This is a genomic window from Lysobacter enzymogenes, assembly GCF_017168095.1.
In the GTDB taxonomy this organism is placed as follows: domain Bacteria; phylum Pseudomonadota; class Gammaproteobacteria; order Xanthomonadales; family Xanthomonadaceae; genus Lysobacter; species Lysobacter enzymogenes_D.
The window spans coordinates 1-4,574 of sequence record NZ_LXSD01000188.1; the positions used below are offsets into that span (position 1 = coordinate 1).

General features: G+C 69.6%; 4 protein-coding genes. 1 reads left to right on the forward strand and 3 read right to left on the reverse strand.

Features of this window, described 5'->3' with window-relative positions; all coding sequences use genetic code 11:
* The coding region (locus A7A76_RS04955; RefSeq protein WP_206410153.1) for a serine hydrolase domain-containing protein at positions 1–1,992 on the forward strand (1,992 nt) is incomplete at its 5' end.
* 127 nt (positions 1,993–2,119) lie between these two features.
* Here A7A76_RS04955 and A7A76_RS04960 read toward each other — a convergent pair.
* The 3 genes from A7A76_RS04960 to A7A76_RS04970 form a co-directional block, all read right to left on the reverse strand.
* Positions 2,120–3,067, reverse strand: a complete 948-nt coding sequence (locus A7A76_RS04960) for a DegV family protein (RefSeq protein WP_206410154.1) — start codon at positions 3,065–3,067, stop codon at positions 2,120–2,122.
* Positions 3,068–3,174: 107 nt separating this feature from the next.
* Positions 3,175–3,807 (reverse strand): 2-hydroxychromene-2-carboxylate isomerase, encoded by a 633-nt coding sequence (locus A7A76_RS04965; RefSeq protein ID WP_206410155.1) that lies wholly within the window; start codon positions 3,805–3,807, stop codon positions 3,175–3,177.
* A 10-nt stretch (positions 3,808–3,817) separates the two neighbouring features.
* A complete protein-coding gene (locus A7A76_RS04970; RefSeq protein ID WP_206410156.1) occupies positions 3,818–4,222 on the reverse strand; it encodes a DUF1761 domain-containing protein in 405 nt (134 codons plus the stop codon).
* Positions 4,223–4,574: the final 352 nt, after the last annotated feature.

The window sequence follows — 4,574 nt, forward strand, 5'->3', positions numbered from 1 at the left end:
CCGCCGCCGGTGGTGCCGCCGGCACCCAAGACGATCGCCCTGCCGCCGCCCGCGCCGGTCGCGACGACCCCGCTGGCGCCCTCCGCCCTGCCGGGCGAGGACGCCGGCGGCGAGGAAATCCTGCTCGAAGCCGGCGCCGGCCCCGCGCCCGCGCCGGCGCTGGTGTCGGTCGACGTGGAGGCCTACGCCGACGGCCTGGTGCCGAGCGCGCTGGCGCGCGGCGGCCTGGCCGGCGCGGTGGTGGTGGTGGTCAAGGACGGCCAGATCCTGCTCGCCAAGGGCTACGGCTACGCCGACCGCGCCAAGGGCCGGCCGATGGACGCCGCGCGCACGGTGATCCGCCCCGGCTCGATCTCCAAGCTGTTCACCTGGACCGCGGTGATGCAACTGGTCGAACAAGGCAAGCTCGACCTCGACGCCGACGTCAACGACTACCTCGACTTCCGCATCCGCGATTACCACGGCCAGGGCATCACCCTGCGCCAGCTGATGACCCACAGCGCCGGTTTCGAGGAATCCAGCAAGCACCTGTTCGCCGCCGACGCCTCGCGCCTGCGGCCGCTGCGCGCCTATCTGGAAACCGTGCAGCCGCAGCGCATCTATCCGCCCGGCAAGGTGCCGGCGTATTCGAACTACGGCGTGGCCCTGGCCGGCTACATCGTCGAGCGGGTCGCGCGGCAACCGTTCAACGACTACATCGAGCAGCACGTGCTGATGCCGCTGGACATGCGCCGCTCGACCTTCCGCCAGCCGCTGCCCAAGGGCCTGGCCGGCGACGCGGCGCTCAGCTACGCCAGCGCCGGCGCGCAGCCGATCGGCTTCGAACTGGTCAATCCGGCGCCGGCCGGCGCGCTGTCGACCACCGGCCGCGACATGGCCCACTTCATGATCGCCCAGCTCGACCAGGGCCGTTACCGCGGCGTCGAGATCCTCAAGCCCTATACCGCGCAGGCGATGCAGCGCGCGGCGTCGACGCCGGTGGCAGGGCTGGATTCGATGACCCTGGGCTTCTTCCGCCGCGACAAGCACGGGCTGGTCGCGCTCGGCCACGGCGGCGCCACTCAGGCGTTCCAGAGCAATCTGGCGCTGCTGCCGGACAAGAAGCTCGGCGTGTTCGTGTCGGTGGACGGCCCCGGCCCGGCCGGGCGCGCGCTGCATCGCGACCTCATCGACGGCTTGCTCAAGCGCTATTACCCCGAACGCGGCGCGCCGCCGGCGACGCGCCTGACCGCGCGGCTGCACGGCAAGCAACTGGTCGGCCGCTACGAAAACAGCCGGCAGTCGGCGAGCAACTTCCTCGCCATCGCGCGCTTTCTCGGCAGCTCGGTGGTGACGCTCAACGACGACGACACGGTGTCGGTGTCGACGCTGCGCACGCGCGACGGGCGGATCAAGCGTTGGCGCGAGATCGAGCCGTACCTGTGGCAGGAACTCGACGGCGACAGCCGGCTGGCGGCCAAGCGCGTGGACGGCGAGATCGTGGCGATCGCCAGCGACGACGCGCCGCCGGCGATGTGGCTGCAGCCGGTGCCGGCGTGGCGTTCGGCCGGCTGGATGTTGCCGCTGCTGTACGCGGCGGCGGCGGTGCACGTGCTGGCGCTGGCGCTGTGGCCGGCGGCGGCGCTGGTGCGCCGCCACACCCAGCGCCGGCTGAAGCTCGACGGCCGCGAGCGCGACCTGCGCCTGCTGACCTTCTTCGGCCTGATCGCGAACCTGGCGTTGCTGGCGCTGTGGCTATGGATCCTCGGCCGCGTCGACGCCTCGGCGACCTTGCTCGACGGTCAGCTCGACCCGGCCCTGCGCATCGCCCAGTTGCTGGGCGTGCTGAGCATCGCGGTGGCGGCGGTGGCGCTGCTCAACGCGCGCGCGGCATGGAAGCCGCCGATGCAGCGCTTGCGGCGGGTGTGCGCGGTGGCGATGGCGGTGGCTTGCGTGGCGGTGGTGTGGTTTGTGTTGGCGTTGCACACCTTGCAATGGTCGCTGGTGTATTGAGCGGGGCTGCGGGGGCAGCGAAGAGCTATGGCAACAGCAGCAACAGCAACAGCTATGGGATGCTGGGTTTCGTTGCAGCGATGGTCTAGCTTCAGCATTGGCGCGGTGCCCGGCGCGCTGACGACACTCAGCCTTCCCAATCCCCGCGTTCGGCCGCCAAGCCAAGCGCCAGCGCGCCCTTGCCGACGTTGACCATGCCGGTCAGGCTCATCAGGCTCTCGAAGAACTCGACCTGGTGTTCCTGACAGGCCAAGCGCAGCGTGTCGTAGCCGGGCAGCGCGCGCAGTTCGGCGAGGTCGCCGCCGTAGCTCAGGCACACGGTCGGGGTCAGCAGTTCGTTTCGGGTCACCCGCCGCGCGGCGAATTCCAGCAGCTTCTGCGCCGCGGCTTCGTAGCTCTTGATCTTGGCGATCGGGCCGGTCTCGCCGCGGTTGCAATGCAGGATCGGCTTGATGTCCAGCGCCGTGCCCAGGGTCGCGCTGAGGAAGCTCACGCTGCGGTCGCCGCGATGGCGGGTGCGCGCACGCAGGTAGTTGAGGTCGCGCGGGATCAGATAGCCGTGGGTGTTGTTGACCAGTTGCTCCAGCCGCGCGCGGATCTTCGGCGGCGTCTCGCCGGCGTCGCGCATGCGCACCGCCTCGACCGCGGTGATGCCCTGCGCGGCGAACAGGTTCAAGGTGTCGATCACCCGCAGCGAGAACGGCGTGTTGAGGCCGGCGGCGCTGCGCACCGGTTTGTAATCGTTGAGGATGGCGAAGCTGGCCTGGTTAGCGTTGTCGAACACCGGACTGCGGGTCTTGGTGATCGTCATGCAGAACACGTAGTCGTAGTCGATCGCCAGCTGGCTCACGAACAGGTCGCGCACCTGCTGCACGGTGAACGGCGTGGTCTCGGCTTCGAAGCCGCGCTCGGCCAGGTGCGCGTTGAGGAACTGCAGCGTGGCCTGTTCGTTGCGGTGGTCGGCCAGCACCGCCTGGCCGATGCGCACGGTGATCGGCAGCAGGTGGATGTTGTGTTGCTGGAAGTACTCCAGCGGCAGATCGCAAGCGGAGTCGACGACGATTCCAATGCGCATGGTCCCCCCCCGGGTTCTTGGCGCGTGGCTATCGAATGTGACCGGCAGCATACCTTCGGCGATGCCGGACGCGCACTCACGCGGCCCGGCAAGGGGCGGGCGTTCGTTCAGCCCCGGCGCTGCACGCCGACGGGCAGCTGTTTCAGGCGTTGCATTTCGGGATCGTCGAGCAATTCGGGATGTTGCAGCGCGTCAAGGGCGAAGTCGTGTGCATCGTTGCCCCAGAACATGTGCGGACCTATGCATAACGTCGGCACGCCGAATACACCAGCAAGCAATGCCGCCTCGGTATTCGCGCGCAAGGCGTTCTTGACCGCCTCGCTGGCGACGGCGTCGGCCGGCACGCCGAGCGCGGCGGCGACCGGGCTCAGCGCCTCGACGCTGTCGCCTGCCTGGCCCTGGCTCCAGATCCAGTCGAAGATCGCATCCACCGCCGCCGGCGTGCTGCCGGCGGCCACGCACAGGCGCAGCGCCGCCAGCGGGTTGAACGGATGCGCGGGCGGGAAGCGCAAGGTCGCGCCTTCGCGCCGCGCCTGCCACAGCACGTGGCGATAGGTGAACTCGCGCTTGCCCGGAATTTCCGCCGGGCCCTTGTGCGCGTGCGCCGACAGCACCGCGCCGAACACGATCGGCACCAGCGCGACCGGACGTTCGTGCGCGAGCTCGCGCAGCTTGCGCCATTGCAGATAGGAAAACGGCGAGACGAAGTCGAAATACCAGCGCAGGGCGGGGGCATCCATCGCGGGCTCCTTATTTCCAGGCGCCGAGGATCACGCCGTAGAGGACGAACTGCAGGATGTGGTAGCCGCTGTCGATCATCCACAGCTTGAGGCTGCGGCCGGCGAAGGCGTAGTTGATGCCGAAGCTCATCGAGACGAAGAACAGGCCGACCACGAAGCCGACGCCGAAGCCGTCCACGGCGCCCGCCTGCGGCGGCATCAGCGCGGCGAAGATCGTCGCCGACAGCAGCGCGCAGACGATGGCGGTGGCGAACACGCGGCCGGCGTGGGCGGGCTTGGCGTCCGGATCGATCCCGGCCTCGCGGCACCACGCGCGCTTGAACAAGGGCCCGTACCACAGGCCGCCGAGGACGAACGACGAGGCGGTGGCGGCGGCGATGGCGAGCCAGTTGACCTGGTCGATGGGGACGTTCATGGGCGGACTCCGGAGGCGATTGCGTGAGGCGGGCGCCCGGGCGCGTGCGGCGGGCGCGCGGCGGCGTGGCGCGCCGTGGGGGAAGCATACGCCCGGCGGGAGGCGGGGCGAGAAAGCGGCGCTGTGCGAGCTGGGCGAGGCCTTTCTTCCAGAGCGTCATCCCCGCGAAGGCGGGATCCAGAGACTTCAGAGTTATGCCTCGATGAAGCCCTGGATGCCCGCCTTCGCGGGCATGACGATAGGTGGGTTGCGCGGCGAATCGGTTTCGCCGCGCTGCTCCAATCCGCCGCGCCGCTGCCAGCCGTCATCCCCGCGAAGGCGGGGATCCAGAGACTTCAGAGTCATGCCTCGA